This window comes from Sphingomonas sp. URJC2 (assembly GCF_059803575.1).
In genome coordinates this window covers 1-17,596 of record NZ_JAPFGX010000053.1, presented here as the reverse complement: position 1 = coordinate 17,596, position 17,596 = coordinate 1, and the positions used below count along the sequence as shown (strand labels likewise).

Here is a 17,596-nt window from a genome sequence, read left to right as displayed (position 1 = left end):
CCCGCGATCCGCGCCGCCAGCCGCGCCCGCGCCGCCGGGCGGCCGGGGTCGTGCAGCAGATCCTCGGCCCGGCCCCATTGCAGCTGCACCGGGCGTTTCAGCCGCGCGCTGAGCTTTGCCGCCTGGATCGCGGCATCGGCCTCCATCCCCCGCCCGGTCGGCCCGCCGACCGGCATCGGATGGATGATGACCGCTCCGGGATCGAGATCGAGCGCCGCCGCCACCGCCTGCCGCGCCGCCTCGGGCGCGAGCGTCGGCAGCCACAGCGACAGCCGCCCGCCGGCAAACTGCGCGGTCGCCGCCACCGGCTCGACCGGCGCACGCAGCGACGGCGCAACCTGATAATCGGCGCTGAGCGTGATCCCGGCGGCCAGCGCGGTGTCGGGATCGCCGCGCCGCACCAGCGCCGCGCCGCTGCCGGCCAGCGCCTCGGCCAGCGCCGCGCCGATCATGCGATCATCGACCAGCGGGCCGTCGACACGGAAACGCGGCCGCATCGCATCGACCGCGCGGATCGCCGCCCAGCCGGTCGTCGCAGCCGCCGCCACCCAGCCCGGGGTCTGGACGACAGCCATCACACCCGGAACCGCATCGGCGGCGGCAAGATCGACCCCGACAAGCGCCCCGCCGCCCAGCGGGGGTTGGCGCAGCGCGGCAAACACCATCCCCGGCAGCCGGACATCGGCGGCAAAACTGGCCGAGCCGTCGAGCTTGGCCGGGCTGTCGAGCCGGGGCAGCGGCTGACCGGCCAGCCGGTTGTCGCTGGTCAGCCGCAGCACCGGCTGGGCTGGCGGCGGAAGCGCGGCGGCATCGGCGGCCAGCGCGCCGAAACGCAGCCGCCGGTCGCCCGCCACCACGAACCCGGCACGGGTATCGCACGCCTCCGCCTCAATCCCCCAGCGTGCGGCGGCGGCGGCGCACAATTGCGCACGCGCGGCCGCGGCGGCGAGCCGCATCGGCATCTCGAACATCCGCACGCTCGTCGATCCGGCGGTGACCATGATCGCCGCCCGGCGCGCAAAATCATCGGCCAGCGCGGCGGGCGCGCGCCCGACCTCGGCGGCAAGATCGGCGACAAAGCGCTGATTGGCGAACAGCGGATGGATCGGCGCGGGTTCGACCGCGATCGCCCGCCAGTCCGCGCCAAGCTCGTCCGCGACGATCTGCGCCAGCCCGGTCCACGCGCCCTGCCCGGTCTCCGCCTGCGGCATCGCCACGATCACCCGCCCGTCCTCGGCAATGCGGACATAGGCGTTGAACAGCAGCTCGCCCGGGCCGAGCGGAATGTTGAGCGGATAGTCGCGCGGCCATGCCGTCCAGCCAACCGCCAGCCCGACCCCCAGCCCGCCAGCGACCAGCAGCCGCCGCCGCGTCAGCCCGTCATGCCCGCCGATTGTGCCGAAGCCTGTGTCGATCCGCCGCATCGGCCGGCAGATAGCCAAGCCCGGCTGCCGGCGCCACTGCCAGATCGTCAATCGCCCGAATGGCGATGCACGGGCGGCGATGCCCGACTGGCGAGCGAAATCTTAACGCCCGATTCACCATAAGCGTTCGGCAGGGCGTTAACGCCCGCAGGATTATGCCAAAGGCATGTCGCCACGCCGGGTCTGCCTTGCCGCGCTGCTCGCACTGGTGTCGCCGCTGACCGCGGCGAACAATGACCGGCTGTCCAATCTCGACACCCGCCTGCTCGCCGCCCACAACCGTGAGCGCGCGGCCATCGGCGTGCCGCCGCTCGAATGGGACGAACAGCTGGCCGCCGATGCCGCCAACTGGGCCGAGGCGCTCGCTGCGACCAACAGCTTTGTCCATTCGCGCGCCGACCCCACCGATCCTGAGGTTCAGGGCGAAAATCTGTGGGCCGGCACGCGCGGGGCCTGGGCGCCTGAAGAGATGGTCGGGCTGTGGCTGGCGGAAAAGCATGATTATCGCCCCGGCGTCTTCCCCGCCGTGTCGCGCAGCGGCGATCTCGACCGGGTCGGCCATTACACCCAGGTGATCTGGCGCGAGACGCGCAAGGTCGGCTGTGCCATTGCGCGCGGGGCGGACGAAGATTTCCTCGTCTGTCGCTACAGCCAGGGTGGTAATGTGATGGGCCAACAGGTCGTCTGACCCGGCCCGCAGCTTCGTCAGCCGCAACAACACAAAAAACGGCCCGGCGAAACCGGGCCGTTTTTTTTCAGGTCATCCAGTCAGGGCCGGACCGGCCCCGGAAAGCCGGCGGTCAGGCCTGCGCTTCCTCACGGGCCTTGCGCTGCCGCCAGACGATCCGGGTCGCGCCGCCGACGACGCCGAAACCGATCATCATCTGCGCCCAGGTCGCAGGCTCGGGGATGGGCGGCGGCTGATCGACGCCCGGCGGGGGCGGCGGTCCGGGCGGCGGCGGGTTGGTCGGATCGCCGCCTTCAGGCGGCGGGCTGCCGGGGAACAGGCCCGGATTCGGGCCGCCCGGAAAAAAAGGACGGTTGGGCAGCGCGAACGACACCTGATCCGGCCGCACCGGCGCGCTCGCCACCGGCGCGATCGGGTTGGAAAAGGGCGTGACCAGCGGGTTGCTGGTGATCACCACCGGATCCGGGCAGATGATTCCCGCGCCCACCGGCGTCACCGCCGCCTGAGCGGGCGTGCGCACCCGCGGCTTGGCCCGCGCGGTCCGGGTCGGCTGCGCCGGCGCGGTCGCGCGGTGCACGGCCTGGCGCACCTTGGGCACCCCCATCGTCACGGCTGCAGTGCCGACCACCGGGCACACACAGGCCGCTATCAGCTTTGCCGTGTTCGAGGCGATGATCTCTTTCAACATGTTCGACTCCCTGAACCCTGCTCTTACACAGGCAGGTAAATGTTTTAAGTGTCGTTTATGGTGAATGTCAGCGTTACTGACGGCTTAACCATGTTTGCGACCTGCCATAGCGGATTCCGCAGCCCGTGGCGATCTTTTTGCGGATCGACAAGATCATTTCCGATGTTTCTCGCGACCGGCGATCCCCCGCTCGCATCGTCACGCACATGCCATTGCCCCAGTCATTTGCGCGCTGCCGCCCTATTGGCTATAGCCGCCCCACACCGCCTCGGCAGCGCCCGCCCACCGGCGCGCCGGGGCGGCTTTATTTCCGCGCCCCGTGCGCGTCAAAGGAGCTTCTGCCCATGGCCCGGCGCCGCCAGATCTACGAAGGCAAGGCCAAGATCCTTTATGAAGGCCCCGAACCGGGCACGCTCATTCAGTATTTCAAGGATGACGCGACCGCGTTCAACGCCCAGAAAAAGGGCACGATCAGCGGCAAGGGCGTGCTCAACAACCGCATTTCCGAGCATGTCTTCACCCTGCTCGGCCAGATCGGCGTGCCGACCCATTTCATCCGGCGGCTCAACATGCGCGAACAGCTGATTCGCCAGGTTGAGATCATCCCGATCGAGGTCGTGCTGCGCAACGTCGCCGCCGGCACCCTGTCCAAGCGGCTGGGGATCGAGGAAGGCACGCAGCTGCCGCGCACGATCATCGAATATTATTACAAGGACGACGCGCTCGGCGATCCGCTGGTGTCGGAAGAACATATCGCCTGTTTCGGCTGGGCCAGCCAGGACGAGATGCACGACATCCAGGACATGGCGATCCGGGTGAATGATTTCCTGTCGGGCCTGTTCGCCGGCATCGGCATCCGTCTGGTCGATTTCAAGCTCGAGTTCGGGCGGATCTGGGACAATGACTATAGCCGGGTGATCCTGGCCGACGAGATCAGCCCCGATGGCTGCCGGCTGTGGGACGCGGAAACCGGCGAAAAGCTGGACAAGGACCGGTTCCGCCGCGATCTCGGCGGCGAGGTCGAGGCCTATCAGGAAGTGGCGCGGCGGCTGGGGCTGATGCCCGAGGGCGAAAATGCCGTGCTCGACCTCGAATCCCACCGCAAGCGGCGCGGCCGCTGAGCTTGCAGCCCCTGTTCCGGCCCGGCATAGGGCCGGGGCAGGACCGATTTTCCCCAGACTTTCCAAGGCAAGGCGCGCAGTCATGAAAGCCCGTATCTTCGTCACGCTCAAGAACGGCGTTCTCGATCCCCAGGGCAAAGCGATCCATCATGCGCTGACCGGGCTGGGCTTTGCCGGCGTCGAGGATGTGCGCGCCGGCAAGCTGATCGAGCTCGATCTGGCCGACGGCACGTCCGATCAGGACATCGAGGCGATGTGCCAGAAGCTGCTCGCCAACACGGTGATCGAGAATTACCGGATCGAGCGGCTGGGATGAGCGGGCCGGGCATGAACAGCGCCGTCATCGTCTTCCCCGGCTCCAATTGCGACCGCGATCTGGCGGTGGCGATCCGCGACGTCACCGGCAAGGCCCCGGCGATGGTCTGGCACCGCGACACCGAGCTGCCGGCCAATCTGGGGCTGATCGGCATTCCCGGCGGTTTTTCCTATGGCGACTATCTGCGCTGCGGGGCGATTTCGGCGCGCAGCCCGGTGATGCGCGCGGTGGCCGAAGCGGCGGCGCGCGGCGTGCCGGTGATCGGCATCTGCAACGGCTTTCAGGTGCTGACCGAGGCCGGGCTGCTGCCGGGCGCGCTGATGCGCAATGCCGGGCTGGACTTTGTCTGCCGCGACGTGGCGCTGACCGTCGGCGAGACCGACTCGCCCTTCACCCACGGCTACCGCGCGGGTGAGACGATCACCGTGCCGGTCGCCCATCATGACGGCAATTACAATGCCGATGCCGAGACGCTCGACCGGCTGGAGGGCGAAGGCCGGGTGGCGTTCCGCTATGCCGAGCCGGTCAATGGCTCGGCGCGCGGCATTGCCGGCATCGTCAGCGAACGCGGCAATGTGCTGGGCATGATGCCTCATCCCGAACGGCGGATCGAGGCCGCGCATGGCGGCAGCGATGGCCGCCGGCTGTTCGAGGGGCTGCTGGAGACGGTGGGCGCCTGATGGCGCACGATCCGCTGGGCTGTGACGACTGCCCGGTGCGCGATGTCGCCGTCTGCGCCGGGCTTGGCGAGCGCGAGCGGCAGGATCTGGCCCGGCTCGGGCGGCGGCGAACCATCCGGCGCGGCGAGACGCTGTTTCTGGCGGGTGACGACAATATCGCCTGCGCGACTTTGGTGTCGGGCGCGCTCAAGCTCGCCCGCATCGACAGCGAAGGCGTCGAGCGCATCGTCGCCTTGGTCCACCCCGCCGATTTCATGGCGCGGATGTTCGCCACCGCCATCGACTGCACGGCAACCGCGCTCGCCGACAGCGAGGTCTGCCTGTTCCCCCGCGATGTCATCGCCCGCGAAATGCAGGGCCATGCCGCCTTTCTCGACCGGCTGCTGCGCGCGACCAGCGCCCAGCTCGACCGCGCCCGCGACCTGATCGACCTGATCGGGCGGCGCGATGCGCGTGCGCGGGTCGCGGGGCTGATCCTGATGTTCCTCGACGGCGACTGCACGCCGCCACGGGCCGGTGCCGCCCGCCGGATCGAGCTGCCGCTGACGCGCGGCGAAATGGCGGCGCTGCTGGGGCTGACCATCGAAACGGTGAGCCGCCAGCTCACCGCGCTCGAGGCGATGGGCGCGGTGCGCCGCGTCGGCCTGCGCGGGCTGGAGGTGCCGGACCCCGCCGCCTTGCGGACCGCGGCGACGGGCTAGAGCGGTTTCCGATCCGATTGCATCGGATCGGCCGCTCCGGCCCTTTGATTTGCCGCATTTTCCGAGTCGCCGGGTGATCCAACCCGGCTTGAAAATGCTCTGAACACCTTCCGGTCAGTCGACCCAGTCGAGCCCGATATCGCGGTACAGCCCGCGATCCTCGTCCCAGTCTTCCTTGACCTTCACATGCAGATAGAGATGCACCTTGCGGCCGAGCAGCCGGGCAAGCTCGGTGCGCGCGCGTTCGCCGATCGTCCGGATCTGCTGCCCGCCCTTGCCGAGCACAATCGCCCGCTGGGTCGGCCGCGCGACCAGAATCTGCTGGTGGATCTCGACCGAGCCGTCATCGCGCTCGCGATATTGTTCGGTCTCGACCGCGCTCGCATAGGGCAGCTCGGCATGGAGCTGGAGGTAAAGCTGCTCGCGCGTCACCTCGGCGGCGAGCATCCGGTCGGCGGCGTCGGACACCTGATCCTCGGGGAAATGCCATGGCCCCTCGGGCATGTGCGCGGCGAGTGCGGCCTTCAGATCGGCCACGCCGTCGCCGGTCGCGGCGCTGACCATATAGACGGCGTCAAAGGCCAGCGCCTCGGTCAGCCGCGCGGCATGGACGAGCAGCTTGTCCTTGGCCGCGATATCGACCTTGTTGAGCACCAGGATCTTGGGTTCGGGCCGCGCCTTCAGCCCGTCGACAATCGCCATCACCTTGGGGCCAAGCCCGGCGCGCGCATCGACGATCAGCGCGATGACGTCGGCATCAGCCGCCCCGCCCCAGGCCGCCTGCACCATCGCGCGGTCCAGCCGGCGGCGCGGCTCGAAAATCCCCGGCGTGTCGACCAGCATGATCTGGCTGTCGCCTGCAATGGCAATGCCCATCAGCCGGGTGCGCGTCGTCTGCGCCTTGGGGCTGACGATGGCGACCTTCTGGCCGACCAGCGCATTCACCAGCGTCGATTTGCCCGCATTGGGCGCCCCGACCACGGCGACGAGGCCGCATCTTTCCGTCATTTCTCAAGTATCTCCAGCAAGGCACGGGCGGCAAGGGTTTCGGCCTCCTGCTTGGAGGTGCCGGTGCCGGTCGCCTCCCCGGCATTGCGGACCGAGACCCGCACGGTAAAGCGCGGCGCATGTTCGGGGCCGGACCGCTCGACCTGTTCGTAAACGGGCGGCTTGCGGCGATGGGCGGCGGCCCATTCCTGCAACGCCGATTTGGGGTGGCGGGGCGCGCGCTGCTGATGATCGAGCCGCGATTCCCAGCGAGCGCGGATGAACGCCTCGGCCGCCTCGACGCCGTGATCGAGATAGAGCGCGCCGATCAGCGCTTCCACCACATCGCCCAGAATATTGTCGCTGTCGGCAGCGCCATCGTCACGCGCCTGCTTGCCCAGGCGCAGATGCGCGCGCAGCCCGATTTCGCGGCCCACCTCGGCGCACATGCTGCCCGACACCAGGGCATTGAGCCGCCAGGACAGCTTGCCCTCCGGCTCATCGGCAAACCGGTCATACAGCCAGCGGGCGATGGTCAGGCCGAGCACCCGGTCGCCCAGAAACTCCAGCCGTTCATAATCCGGCTCTTCGCGGCTGCCATGGGTCAGCGCGCGCTGATACAGTGCCAGCGTCCGCGGCGCGCGCCCCAGCGTGCCCGCAATCCAGTCCTCAAGCCCGGTCATGGCCGGTGTCCGATCCGTTCCCACCGGATCGCATTGCGCCAGCTTGCCGGGCTTCGCCAGCCCCCCGATGCACGAAAGGACAGCAGAATCCGTTCCGCCCGGCCGGTGATGCGCGCCACCGGCACCGGCCCGACCGCCGGGCTGCGGCTGTCGCGGCTGCGGTCGCGATTGTCGCCCATCACGAACACATGGCCGGGCGGCACCGTCCACGCGCCGTCCACCGCCAGATCGAGCCCGATGACGTCATGCCGCCGCCCGCCGGGGAGCGTTTCGCGGTGGCGCGTATAGGCGCACATCATCACGCCCCCCGCCATCCGCCGCCTGAGGCGCGGGCAGCCCGCCCCCGCGCCACCCGCGCCGGGGCCGGCCGGCACCAGCAGGTCGGGCAGGCGCAGCCGGGGAACGGCGACCCCGTTCAGCACCAGCCGCCCGCCGCTGAGCGCCACCCGGTCGCCGGGCAGGCCGATCACCCGCTTGACCAGATCGCGCCCCGAATCGCCGGGGGCGCGGAACACGATGACATCGCCGCGCACGGGCATGCGACCCGCCAGCCGGCTCTCCGGTCCGGCGCTCTGCCCCAGTGCTGCGCCGCCGGGCAGGCTGAACCACGACCAGCCATAGGGATAGCGGGTGGCGATCATGTAATCGCCCGGCAGCAGCGCCGGCATCATCGATGGCGACGGGATTGCATAGGGCGCAGCGACAAGGCTGCGGACCGCGACCACGGCCAGCGCCAACTGGGCAAGAAAGATAAGGAACCGGCGGCCTTCGCCGCCACGCGGGCGCGCGCGCCTGATCAGCTGTTTCAGCGCGCGTCCCCGCCCGCTGCCGGCCGCCGGTCCATTCAGTCGAACGCCCGCGCCAGCAGCGCCTGGGTGGAGGGATCGAACCCGGTCGGGCCATCGGCCTCGATCCGCCGGGCAATCGCCTTGCCCAGCTCGACGCCGAATTGGTCGAACGGATTGATCCCCAGCATCACCGCATTGGCAAAGGTGCGCTGCTCGTAAAAGGCGATCAGCGCGCCCAGCGCCTCGGGCGTCAGATCGTCGATCAGGATGGTGACCGACGGCCGGTCGCCCGGATAGGCGCGCTGCGGATCGTCGCTCGCCTGCCCCGCCATTAGCGCCGCGCCCTGTGCGAAGCAGTTGGTCAGCAGCGCGCGATGATGGGCGGGGTCGAGCGCATGGCCCGGCTCGGCCACCGCCACGAACTCGACCGGGACCAGCCTTGTGCCCTGATGGAGCAGCTGGAACACCGCGTGCTGGGCATCGGTGCCAACGCCGCCCCAGGTGATCGCAGCGCTCTGCCAGGACAGGGCGGTGCCATCGGGCGTCACCCGCTTGCCGTTCGATTCCATCTCCAGCTGCTGGAGATAGGAGGGCAGCAGCCGCAGCCGCTCGTCATAGGCGAACACCGCGCGGGTCTCGCAGCCGCGCAGCTGGACATAATATTGGTCGGCAATCGCGGCGAGCAGCGGCGCGTTGCGCTCCGCCGGGGCAAGCCGGAAATGCCGGTCCATCGCCGCCGCACCCTCGAGCAGCCGCTCAAATGCGTCCCAGCCCAGCGCCAGCGCGGCGGGAAAGCCGATCGACGACCACAGCGAATAGCGCCCGCCGACACTCTCCGAAAATGGCAGCACGCGGGTTTCATCGACGCCCCAGGCAACCGCCTTGTCGGGCGCGGCGGTGAGCGCGACGACGCGGCCATAGGGATCCTCCACCCCCGCTTCCGTCAGCCAGGCCAGCGCCGAGGCGGCGTTGAGCATCGTCTCGGTGGTGGTGAAGGTCTTGGACGCGATCACCACCAGCGTCGCACCGGGATCGAAGCGGCTGAACGCCGCCTCCAGCGCCGCGCCGTCGACGTTCGACACCACGGCGACGTCATATTGGCTGTCGTGCCGCCCCAGCGCATCGACGAGCAGATCAGGGCCGAGCGCCGATCCGCCAATGCCGATATGGAGCACATGGCGCACCGGGCCGAGCGCCCCCGCCTCGATGGCGTCAATCAGCGCGCGCATCCGCGCATGAAAGCCGCGCGCACGGGCGACGCTTTCGGGCGCGCCCTCGCCGCGTTCGGCGCTGTGTTCGGCGGCGCGCCCCTCGCTGGTGTTGATGACCGCCCCGCCGAACAGCGCATCGCGCGCCGCCGCCAGCCCGCGTTCGGCGGCAAAACCGGCAAAACGCGCCGCCAGATCGCGGTCGAGATGCGTCTTGGAAAAATCGACATAAAGCCCCGCCGCCTCGAACGCGAACTGGCCCACCCGCTCCGGATCGGCGGCGAACAGTTCGGCCAGGGTCTGGCGTTTGGTCTCGGTCGGCCAGGCAGGCGCCTGCATCATCTTGTCCCCCTTGTTCGGCCCGGCGCGCGGGCAACCCGTCATCTCTACCCCGCCCCCGGCCATGTGCAAGCGCGCCAATCACCCGGCAGGTGTGCGCGCGGGAGCGTCCGGAGCGGGCCGGCAAGCTTCCCTTAAGCCCGTTCCTTGCGCCCCGGTTAACGCCCGCGCGGTTAGGATGCGCGGAGCAATGCCGTCACGCCGGAGGGTCGACCATTGGCCGCAGGATATCGCGCCGCGTTCAACCTCAACCGCCGGGAATCCCCGCGCGACGATGTCTATTACCGCACCCGCGGCACCGACGATGCCGGCATGTCCTTCGGCCTGCAGATCGTCAACATCTCGGCGACCGGCTTCATGGCGCGCACCGAAGCAACGCTGGTGCCGGGCAGCTGGATGACGCTGCGCCTGCCGGTGGTCGGCCAGATCCGGGCCGATGTGCGCTGGGCGCTGGGCGGGCGCGTCGGCTGCCAGTTCGACCGGATGATCGATCTCGCGCCCTATCTCGACCTGCTAGGCGCGCTCGTCCGCGATGCGCGCTAGGCAAATCTTGCCGGGTACGCGGGACGGCCGATTGAATATGTTTGAGAGCGAACTCGCCTAAAACACTTTTTCAGTTCGATTTTATCCCCCGCGCAGCAGCGCCACGCCGGCATCGCGCTCGAACAGATACAGCGCCAGCCGCGCCGCGCGCCCGCGCGGCCCGTCCAGCCCGCCATCGCGGTCGACGAGCAGCCGCGCATCGTCGGTCGCGACCGGCAGCAGCGCCTGCACCTGTTCGGGCGTGGCGAGGCGGAAGACATGCTCGCCCGACTGGCGGGTGCCGAGGATTTCGCCCGGCCCGCGCAGCCGCAGATCCTCTTCGGCGATGCGGAAACCATCATTGCTCTCGCGCATCAGCGCCAGCCGCGCCCGCGCCGTCTCGCCCAGCGCGCCCGAGCGCAGCAGCAGACAGGTCGACCGCCCGGTGCCGCGCCCCACCCGCCCGCGCAGCTGGTGCAGCTGCGCCAGGCCGAACCGGTCGGCATGTTCGATCACGATCAGCGTCGCATTGGGCACATCGACGCCGACTTCGATCACCGTCGTTGCCACCAGCACGGCGACGCGCCCGGCGGCAAAATCGGCCATCACCGCATCCTTGTCCGGCCCCTTCATCCGGCCATGGACCAGCCCGATCCGTTCCGCGCCAAAGCGCAGGCGCAGCGCCTCTGCCCGCGCCTCGGCCGCGGCGAGATCGCTGTTCTCGCTCTCCTCGACCAGCGGGCACACCCAATAGGCCTGGCCGCCCTGCGCCATCAGCCGCCCCAGCGCCTCGACCACCTCGGCAAGCCGGTCCTCGGCGATCACCCGCGTCTCGATCGGCTGGCGCCCCGGGGGCATTTCATCGAGGCGGCTGACATCCATTTCGCCATATTGGGTGAGCGTCAGCGTGCGCGGGATCGGCGTCGCCGTCATCACCAGCACATGCGGCGGGGTGGCGGCCTTTTGCGCCAGCATCAGCCGCTGCGACACGCCGAAACGATGCTGTTCGTCAATCACAGCAAGCCCGAGCCGGCGATAGTTCACATCCTGCTGGAAGATTGCATGGGTGCCGACCAGAATGTCGATCGACCCGTCGGCCAGCCCCATCAGCGTGGCATCGCGCACCCGCCCCTTTTCCCGCCCGGTCAGGATCGCGACATTGACCGGCAGGCCGGCGAGCAGCCGCGACAGCGAGGCATGGTGCTGGCGCGCGAGGATTTCGGTCGGCGCGAGCAACGCCCCCTGCGTCCCCGCCTCGACCGCCACCAGCAGCGCCATCACCGCGACCAGCGTCTTGCCCGCGCCGACATCGCCCTGCAGCAGCCGCAGCATCGGCGCATCCTGACGCAGATCGCCCTCGATCTCCGCCATCGCCCGGCTTTGCGCGCCGGTGGGGGCATAAGGCAGGTTGAGCGCATCCCGCAGCCGCCCGTCGCCGATCAGCGCCCGTCCCCGCCGCCGCCGTGCCGAGGCGCGGACGAGCATCAGCGCCAGCTGGTTGGCGAACACCTCGTCATAGGCCAGCCGGTCGCGCGCCGCCTGATCGGCGGGGTCGGCATGGGCAGCGTTCAGCGCCGTGCGCCAGTCCGGCCAGCCGCGCGTGGCAAGCAGGCTCGGCTCGATCCACTCGGGCAGATCGGGCGCGCGCGCCAGCGCCTGCTGCGCCAGCTGGCCGAGCCGGCGTGACGTCATGCCTTCGGACAGCGGATAGACCGGCTCGCGCAGCGGCGGCTCGGCCTCTCCGGGCAGCAGGACGAGATCGGGGTGGACGATCTGCAACCCCTCGCCATAGGCGTCGAGCCGGCCGGACACGCGCCGCGCCTCGCCCAGCGGAAACAGCTTGCGCGCCCAGCCCGGATTGCCGCCGAAATAGACAAGGCTGACCGGATCGCCCGCCGCATCCGCCGCCTGCACGCGGAACGGGCCGCGCCCGGCGGCGGCGCGATAGCCGGTTGCGGTGAGCGTGGTCAGGATCACCTGCCCCGGCCGCGCCTCGGCCAGCCGGTCGACGGCCAGCCGGTCGACCCAGCCGGTCGGCAGGTGAAAGGCGATATCGACCGCGCGCGCCAGCCCCAGCCGTTCGAGCGGCCGGCGCAGCGCCGGGCCGATGCCTTTCAGCGCCTCGACTTCGGCGAACAGCGGATTGAGGATTTCGGGTCGCATGCCTATCTGGCCGCTTCTAATCACAATGCCGGCGCGCCCGCCAGCGCGTTCGGCACCCGAACACCCGCACCCCTGTGCCATCCGATGGAGCCGATCATGGACCGCGAAATCCGCCTGAAACGCCTTGGCTTCCGCGCGACGCATCGCGGCACCAAAGAGGCGGATATCCTGATCGGCGGTTTTTTCCGCCTGCATTCGGACCGCTGGAGCGACGACGAGATCGCCTGGTTCGAAGCGCTGATGGACGAACAGGATGTCGACATCATGGCCTGGGCGATCGGCACCGCCGAGGTGCCCGAGGCGTGGCGCGGACCGATGATGGATGATCTGAAGAAGCTCGATTATGTCCCTGTCGAAAAGTAAGATCATCTCCCCGACCCGTCATCTGGCGATGCGCGCATGACCGATCTGCGCCGCATTCTCGCGCCCGGCGGGGCGCTGACGCTCGCCGGTGTGCCGGCCGGGTTCCTGCCCTGGCTGATGGCCGATCTGGCGCGCGCCGCCCCGGTGCGCGCGGTGTTCATCGCCTCCGACGAGGCGGCGATGCGCGCGATGGCGGAATCGGCCGGGTTTTTCGCGCCCGAGCTTGAGGTGCTGAGCTTCCCGGCGTGGGACGTGCTGCCCTATGACCGCGCCTCGCCGTCGCTGCGCATCCAGTCCGAACGGCTGGCGACGCTCAACCGGCTGCAGGCGCGGTCCAAGGGCCCGCAGCTGATCGTGACCACGGCGAGCGCCGCCGTGCAGCGGGTGCTGACCCCGTTCCGCATCCGCCAGCTGGTCGCGCGGCTGGCCCCGGGCGAGCGGATCGACCGCGACCGGCTGGCCGAGCGGTTGCAGGCCAATGGCTATCAGCGCGTCGACACCGTGGCCGAGGCGGGGGAATATGCGATAAGGGGCGGGCTGATCGACCTGTTCCCGACCGGCGAACCCTATGCGCTGCGGCTCGATTTCTTCGGCGACGAGATCGAGAATGTCCGCCGTTTCGATCCCGCCGACCAAAGGACCATCGACCGGATCGACGGCTTCACGCTGATGCCGGCATCCGAAGCATTGCTCGACGCCGACAGCATCAAGCGGTTTCGCGGCCGTTATCGCGAAACATTCGGCGCCACCGCCACCGGCGACCCGCTTTATGAGGCGGTGACCGAGGGGCGCAGGCTGGCCGGCATGGAACATTGGCTGCCGCTGCTCGAAGAGCGGATGGCGACGCTGTTCGATCATCTGGGCGATGGCTGTGTGGTCGTACGCGATTTCGGCACGACGGCGGCGACCGAGCAGCGGCTGGAGGCGATTGCCGATTATTTCGCCAACCGCCAGCGCGCCCAGTCGGCGACGCCTGGCAGCTATCGCCCGGTCGAGCCGGCGGGCCTGTATCTGGATGCGGCGGAATGGGCGGAGGCGTGCGCGACGCGGCCGATCCATCTCGCCACGCCCTTTGCCGCGCCGGCCGGGGATCAGGTGATCGACTTCGCGGTCGAGGGTGCGCGCGACTTCGCGCCCGAACGCGCGCAGCAGGCCAATATCTACGAAGCCGTCGTCAAACACTGCACCAAGCTCAAGAAATCAGGCCGTAAAGTCGTTCTCGCCAGCTATTCTTCCGGCGCGCGCGAGCGACTGGCGGCCCTGCTGGCCGATCATGGCCTCAAAACCGCGCGCATGGCCGATGGCTGGCAGGAGGCGCTGGGCCAGGCCGACAGCGCCGGTGCCGCTCTGGTGGTGCTGCCGCTCGATCACGGTTTTTCGACGCCCGATGTCGCGCTGCTTACTGAACAGGACATGCTGGGCGACCGGCTGGTCAGGCGGCGCAAGCGGCGCAAACAGGCCGATGCGTTCCTGAATGAACTGGCGACGCTCAGTCCCGGCGATCTGGTCGTCCATGTCGATCACGGCATCGGCCGGTATGAAGGGCTGACCCAGGTTCCCGTGGGCCAGAGCCCGCATGACTGTGTGGCCGTCAGCTATGCGGGCGGCGACAAGCTGTATGTCCCGGTCGAAAACCTCGAAGTCCTGTCGCGCTACGGCGCGGAAAATGAGGGCGTGGCGCTCGACCGGCTGGGCGGCGAGGCCTGGCAGCGGCGCAAGGCGGCGATGCGCGAGCGCATCCGCGAGATCGCGCACGAGCTGATCAAGACCGCGGCCGAACGCGCGCTGCGCCCGGCCGACATTGCGGTGGCCGATTCGGGCTATGCCGCCTTTGCCGACCGTTTTCCCTATGAGGAAACCGAGGATCAGGACCGCGCGATCGCCGATGTGCTCGACGATCTGGCCGCCGGCCGGCCGATGGACCGGCTGGTGTGCGGCGATGTCGGCTTCGGCAAGACCGAAGTGGCGCTGCGCGCCGCCTTTGTCGCCGCCATGGCCGGGATGCAGGTCGCCGTCGTCTGCCCGACGACCCTGCTTGCCCGCCAGCATTATCAGGGCTTTGTCGAACGCTTCCGGGGCTTCCCGCTCGAAATCGGGCGGCTGTCGCGGCTGGTGCCGCCCAAGGAGGCGAAGGAGACCAAGGAACGGCTGGAGGCCGGCACGCTCGACATCGTCATCGGCACCCATGCGATTCTGGCGAAAGGCATTACGTTCAAGCGCCTGGGGCTGGTGATCGTCGATGAGGAACAGCGGTTCGGCGTCACCCACAAGGAAAGGCTGAAGGCGCTCAAGACCGACGTCCATCAGCTGACGCTGACCGCGACGCCGATCCCGCGCACCTTGCAAATGGCAATGTCGGGCCTGCGCGAACTGTCGGTGATCCAGACCCCGCCGGTCGACCGGCTGGCGGTGCGCACCTATGTGATGCCCGAGGACCCGGTGGTGCTGCGCGAGGCGCTGCTGCGCGAACATTATCGCGGCGGGCAGAGCTATTTCGTCACCCCGCGCATCGCCGACCTGCCCGATATCGAGCAATTCCTGCGCGAGGAGGTGCCCGAGATCCGCTATGTCGTCGCGCATGGCCAGATGGCGCCGACCGAGGTGGAGGAGCGCATGTCGGCCTTTTACGACAAGCGCTATGACGTGCTGGTGTCGACGACCATCGTCGAAAGCGGGCTCGATATCCCGAGCGCCAATACGCTGATCGTCAACCGCGCCGACCGGTTCGGCCTCGCCCAGCTCTATCAGCTGCGCGGCCGGGTCGGGCGCGGCAAGATCAGGGCCTATGCCTATCTGACCACGCCGGCCGATACCGCGATCACCGACACGGCGGAGAAGCGGCTGAAAATCCTGTCCGATCTCGACAGCCTGGGTGCGGGCTTCCAGCTGGCCAGCCACGATCTCGACATTCGCGGCGCGGGCAATCTGCTCGGCGACGAACAGTCGGGACATATCAAGGAGGTGGGGTTCGAACTCTACCAGTCGATGCTCGAAGAAGCGATCCTCGACGCCAAGGCTGGCGGCGCGGCGGCGGCGCGGCGCAGCGAGGGCTTCTCGCCCACCATCACCGTCGATGTGCCGGTGATGATCCCCGACGAATATGTGCCCGATCTGGATCTGCGCATGGGCCTGTATCGGCGGATGAACGAGCTCGATTCGGCCGAGGCGATCGAAGGCTTTGCCGCCGAGCTGATCGACCGGTTCGGCCCGCTGCCGCCGGCGACCGAAAATCTGGTGCGGCTGATCGAGATCAAGCTCAACGCCAAGCGGGCGATGGTCGCGAAGATCGAAACCGGGCCGCGCGGCGCGGTCGTCGCCTTTCACGACGATGCGCCGCCCAATGTCGAGGGGCTGCTCGCCTATGTCGCCAAGATCGGGGAAAGCGCCCGGCTGCGCCCGGATTCGCGGCTGGTCATCACCCGCGACTGGTCGAACCCGGCCAAGCGGCTCAACGGGGCATTGCAGCTGTCGCGGGGCCTGGCGAAACTGGCGGCCTGACCAGGGCCGCCAGCCGCGCGCCGTCAATGGGCTCCGAACACAGATAGCCCTGATACAGGGTGCAGCCCTCGGCGGTCAGCGCGGCGAGCTGGGCCTCGGTCTCGACGCCTTCGGCGATCACGCCCAGGCCAAGCGAGCGGGCCATGTCGATCACGCCGCGCACCACCACCCGATCGCGGTTCGATCCGGCAATGTCCTGCGTCAGCCCCTTGTCGATCTTCAGATAGTCGAGCGGCAGCGCCTTCAGATAGGCAAGGCTTGAATAGCCGGTGCCGAAATCGTCGATCGCCACCCGGCAGCCGGCGGCGCGCAGCGTGGCAAGCGCCTCGGCCGCTGCGCCCAGATCCTCGATCAGCCCGGTTTCGGTGACTTCGATGGTCAGCCGGCGGCGCCGAAAGCCGGCGGCATCGGCGCGTGCCAGCAGGGCAGCGGCAAAGCCCGGCCGGTGCAGCTCTTCTGCCGTGACATTGATCGACAGGCGCAGCCAGGCAAGCGTGCCGGGCCAGGCGGCAGCCATTGCCATCGCCTGATGCTGGACATGCTCCGACAGCGCGACCAGATGGTTGGCGCGCGCGGCGGCGGTGAACAGTGCCTCTGCGCCCACATCGCCGAAATCGGGATGGTGCCAGCGCGCCAGCGCCTCGACCCCGGTGATCGCGCCCGAGGCAATCGACACCTGCGGCTGGAACACAATGTCCACCTGACCGGCGGCAATCGCCTGACGCAGTTCGGCGGCCAGCCGCTCGGCGCGCGACACCGCCTGCGCCGCCTCGCTGTCGTGCAGGCAGATCGGCCCGGCCGATCCCTCGCGTGCCTCGGCCAGCGCGATGCTCGCCCGCCGGAGCAGCATTGCCGGCTGTTCATCGACGCTGGCGGTGACGCCGCCGATGGTGACGCCCAGCGACACCATGTCCGGCCCGGCCACGAACCGCCGTTCAAGCGCGGCCAGCACCTGTTCGGCCAGTTCGCGCAGCGTGTCGGCATCGGGGCGGGCGACGCCGATCAGAAACTCGGTCCCCGCCATGCGCGCGACAAACGCCTTGCGACCAAGATCGGCGGGCACGCGCGCGATCCGCCGCGCCGCCGCCTGCAACAGCGCATCGCCGATCACCCGGCCATAAGCGGTGTTGAGCATGTTGAACCGGGTCAGCCCGACCAGCAGCACCGCCGGCCGTTCGCCCGCGCGCAGCCGGTCCGCCATCCAGCGCCGCGCGCCGCCGCCGTCATGCAGCCCGGTCAGCGCATCGCGGAACGCCAGCTCCGGCTCCGGGTCCGCCGCCAGCCGCTCGACCAGGCCGCTCAGCCGCCCCTGACGCAGCGACAGATGCAGGGCGATCCGCCCGCCGCGCGCAAGATCGACCGTCACCGCAGTCGGGCCGCGCCCCCCGGCCAGCCGCCGCCGCCCGGCGCGCAACGCCGCCCGGCCG

16 protein-coding genes are annotated in these 17,596 nt (G+C 69.4%); 8 read left to right on the top strand and 8 right to left on the bottom strand.

From position 1 onward, the window contains the following. The coding region (locus tag OPU66_RS13870; protein WP_498554256.1) for a molybdopterin cofactor-binding domain-containing protein at window positions 1–1,424 on the bottom strand (1,424 nt) is incomplete at its 3' end. A 166-nt stretch (window positions 1,425–1,590) separates the two neighbouring features. On the opposite strand from OPU66_RS13870, the gene OPU66_RS13865 reads away from it, so the two are divergent. Continuing rightward, complete coding sequence (locus OPU66_RS13865; protein WP_498554255.1) at window positions 1,591–2,112, top strand: CAP domain-containing protein; 522 nt, start codon at window positions 1,591–1,593, stop codon at window positions 2,110–2,112. Between the two features lie 112 nt (window positions 2,113–2,224). Here OPU66_RS13865 and OPU66_RS13860 read toward each other — a convergent pair whose 3' ends face one another. Then, on the bottom strand, window positions 2,225–2,800 hold the full coding sequence (locus OPU66_RS13860; RefSeq protein ID WP_498554254.1) for a PEPxxWA-CTERM sorting domain-containing protein: 576 nt from the start codon (window positions 2,798–2,800) through the stop codon (window positions 2,225–2,227). Window positions 2,801–3,144: 344 nt separating this feature from the next. Between OPU66_RS13860 and purC the strand changes: the two genes are divergently transcribed. From purC to OPU66_RS13840, 4 genes are all read left to right on the top strand, one after another. Further along, complete coding sequence (purC, locus tag OPU66_RS13855; protein WP_498554253.1) at window positions 3,145–3,921, top strand: phosphoribosylaminoimidazolesuccinocarboxamide synthase; 777 nt, start codon at window positions 3,145–3,147, stop codon at window positions 3,919–3,921. A gap of 82 nt (window positions 3,922–4,003) precedes the next feature. Then, window positions 4,004–4,237 carry a phosphoribosylformylglycinamidine synthase subunit PurS gene (gene purS, locus OPU66_RS13850; RefSeq protein ID WP_498554252.1) on the top strand — a complete coding sequence of 78 codons (234 nt, stop codon included), beginning with the start codon at window positions 4,004–4,006 and terminating at the stop codon, window positions 4,235–4,237. Window positions 4,238–4,248: 11 nt separating this feature from the next. Then, the gene (gene purQ, locus OPU66_RS13845) at window positions 4,249–4,917 is read left to right on the top strand and encodes a phosphoribosylformylglycinamidine synthase subunit PurQ (RefSeq protein ID WP_498554251.1); all 669 of its coding nucleotides are present in this window, start codon (window positions 4,249–4,251) and stop codon (window positions 4,915–4,917) included. Beyond that, window positions 4,917–5,618: a Crp/Fnr family transcriptional regulator gene (locus OPU66_RS13840; RefSeq protein ID WP_498554250.1), complete on the top strand. Its 702-nt coding sequence runs from the start codon at window positions 4,917–4,919 to the stop codon at window positions 5,616–5,618. The genes purQ and OPU66_RS13840 overlap by 1 nt, the downstream gene beginning before the upstream one ends. Before the next feature lie 114 nt (window positions 5,619–5,732). Here the strand turns inward: OPU66_RS13840 and era are convergent, their stop codons facing one another. The 4 genes from era to pgi form a co-directional block, all read right to left on the bottom strand. Beyond that, entirely contained in the window at window positions 5,733–6,626 is an 894-nt protein-coding gene (gene era / locus OPU66_RS13835; RefSeq protein ID WP_498554249.1) for a GTPase Era, read from the bottom strand. Further along, window positions 6,623–7,288 (bottom strand): ribonuclease III, encoded by a 666-nt coding sequence (rnc, locus tag OPU66_RS13830; RefSeq protein WP_498554248.1) that lies wholly within the window; start codon window positions 7,286–7,288, stop codon window positions 6,623–6,625. The genes era and rnc overlap by 4 nt, the downstream gene beginning before the upstream one ends. Then, window positions 7,285–8,040 (bottom strand): signal peptidase I, encoded by a 756-nt coding sequence (gene lepB, locus OPU66_RS13825; RefSeq protein WP_498554257.1) that lies wholly within the window; start codon window positions 8,038–8,040, stop codon window positions 7,285–7,287. The genes rnc and lepB overlap by 4 nt, the downstream gene beginning before the upstream one ends. 92 nt (window positions 8,041–8,132) lie before the next feature. Further along, a complete protein-coding gene (gene pgi / locus OPU66_RS13820) occupies window positions 8,133–9,626 on the bottom strand; it encodes a glucose-6-phosphate isomerase (protein ID WP_498554247.1) in 1,494 nt (497 codons plus the stop codon). Window positions 9,627–9,839: 213 nt separating this feature from the next. Here pgi and OPU66_RS13815 point away from each other — a divergent pair, with 213 nt between their 5' ends. Beyond that, window positions 9,840–10,166 (top strand): PilZ domain-containing protein, encoded by a 327-nt coding sequence (locus OPU66_RS13815; RefSeq protein WP_498554246.1) that lies wholly within the window; start codon window positions 9,840–9,842, stop codon window positions 10,164–10,166. An 81-nt stretch (window positions 10,167–10,247) separates the two neighbouring features. On the opposite strand, the gene recG is transcribed toward OPU66_RS13815, so the two are convergent. Then, window positions 10,248–12,308, bottom strand: a complete 2,061-nt coding sequence (gene recG, locus OPU66_RS13810; protein ID WP_498554245.1) for an ATP-dependent DNA helicase RecG — start codon at window positions 12,306–12,308, stop codon at window positions 10,248–10,250. Between the two features lie 96 nt (window positions 12,309–12,404). Here recG and OPU66_RS13805 point away from each other — a divergent pair, with 96 nt between their 5' ends. Both OPU66_RS13805 and mfd read left to right on the top strand, forming a co-directional pair. Beyond that, the gene (locus tag OPU66_RS13805; RefSeq protein WP_498554244.1) at window positions 12,405–12,671 is read left to right on the top strand and encodes an FAD assembly factor SdhE; all 267 of its coding nucleotides are present in this window, start codon (window positions 12,405–12,407) and stop codon (window positions 12,669–12,671) included. A gap of 36 nt (window positions 12,672–12,707) precedes the next feature. Then, window positions 12,708–16,169 (top strand): transcription-repair coupling factor, encoded by a 3,462-nt coding sequence (gene mfd, locus OPU66_RS13800; protein WP_498554243.1) that lies wholly within the window; start codon window positions 12,708–12,710, stop codon window positions 16,167–16,169. On the opposite strand, the gene OPU66_RS13795 is transcribed toward mfd, so the two are convergent. Further along, window positions 16,120–17,596, bottom strand: a 1,477-nt coding sequence (locus tag OPU66_RS13795; RefSeq protein ID WP_498554242.1) for a putative bifunctional diguanylate cyclase/phosphodiesterase, incomplete at its 5' end; no start/stop codon positions are given. The genes mfd and OPU66_RS13795 overlap by 50 nt on opposite strands.

Coding starts and splice junctions, on each gene's coding strand:
- OPU66_RS13865 (WP_498554255.1), top strand. CDS start 1,591: ATGTCGCCACGCCGGGTCTGCCTTGCCGCGCTGCTCGCACTGGTGTCG.
- OPU66_RS13860 (WP_498554254.1), bottom strand. CDS start 2,800: ATGTTGAAAGAGATCATCGCCTCGAACACGGCAAAGCTGATAGCGGCC.
- purC (WP_498554253.1), top strand. CDS start 3,145: ATGGCCCGGCGCCGCCAGATCTACGAAGGCAAGGCCAAGATCCTTTAT.
- purS (WP_498554252.1), top strand. CDS start 4,004: ATGAAAGCCCGTATCTTCGTCACGCTCAAGAACGGCGTTCTCGATCCC.
- purQ (WP_498554251.1), top strand. CDS start 4,249: ATGAACAGCGCCGTCATCGTCTTCCCCGGCTCCAATTGCGACCGCGAT.
- OPU66_RS13840 (WP_498554250.1), top strand. CDS start 4,917: ATGGCGCACGATCCGCTGGGCTGTGACGACTGCCCGGTGCGCGATGTC.
- era (WP_498554249.1), bottom strand. CDS start 6,626: ATGACGGAAAGATGCGGCCTCGTCGCCGTGGTCGGGGCGCCCAATGCG.
- rnc (WP_498554248.1), bottom strand. CDS start 7,288: ATGACCGGGCTTGAGGACTGGATTGCGGGCACGCTGGGGCGCGCGCCG.
- pgi (WP_498554247.1), bottom strand. CDS start 9,626: ATGATGCAGGCGCCTGCCTGGCCGACCGAGACCAAACGCCAGACCCTG.
- recG (WP_498554245.1), bottom strand. CDS start 12,308: ATGCGACCCGAAATCCTCAATCCGCTGTTCGCCGAAGTCGAGGCGCTG.
- OPU66_RS13805 (WP_498554244.1), top strand. CDS start 12,405: ATGGACCGCGAAATCCGCCTGAAACGCCTTGGCTTCCGCGCGACGCAT.
- mfd (WP_498554243.1), top strand. CDS start 12,708: ATGACCGATCTGCGCCGCATTCTCGCGCCCGGCGGGGCGCTGACGCTC.